The 716-nt window shown below is 45.4% G+C and carries 1 protein-coding gene; it reads right to left on the reverse strand.

Annotation, left to right across the window (positions count from 1 at the left end):
• Positions 1–224: 224 nt before the first annotated feature.
• Entirely contained in the window at positions 225–647 is a 423-nt protein-coding gene (locus Q0852_RS23675) for a GFA family protein (RefSeq protein ID WP_299022905.1), read from the reverse strand.
• Positions 648–716 lie beyond the last annotated feature (69 nt).

Raw genomic sequence — 716 nt, forward strand, 5'->3', positions numbered from 1 at the left:
GGCTTGGTAGCCGCTAAGCTTGACCCACAGACCTTTAAGCGAAAGCCACGTTACCTGTGCTTTTAAGCCATAACGCCGAACATAAGGTGCGCCCCACCAAACTGACAAAGTGCACCGAACTTCATACCAAAACCGCCGAGTGTAACGCGTCACCTTGATGTTTTTGTTAGGCTTGCCGGATTCAATACATTTTCCTCGGTACTAACCATGATGAACCCAACTATTTATTGATGAAGTTCAATTCCTTTCGGGAACATTGCCCATGCCGGAGCCCTGGAAACAAAGACTGCAAATTCTGGACAAAACATATTCGGATCGTCTAAAGTGGCGGCAGCCACACAAATAACATCATGCTCATCGAAATAGTAAACATGATCTATCTTGGGATAGATAAACAGGCTGCTCCCACAAGTACCGCAGAAAGCACGAGTGATAGTCGCTCCACTGTCTGCTACCACATCGTAGCTTTGGGGATTACCTCGACATAGACTGAATGTACTGCGCGGACCTCTAACAACGAAGATCTTGTCAGTTCCCGTGAAGTATTGGCAATCCCTACAGTAGCATAAGTATTTGTGTGTCGGTTCAGCTAAGAGCTCGTAAACTATTTCTCCGCACCGACAACGTCCTGATATTAGGGTTTTCAACTTTCATTGACCTCCGATTTACTCGTATATCAATGTTTAAATATAGAGCCTAACGCCTGCAATAAGGTG

This window comes from uncultured Photobacterium sp. (assembly GCF_947502415.1).
In the GTDB taxonomy this organism is placed as follows: domain Bacteria; phylum Pseudomonadota; class Gammaproteobacteria; order Enterobacterales; family Vibrionaceae; genus Photobacterium.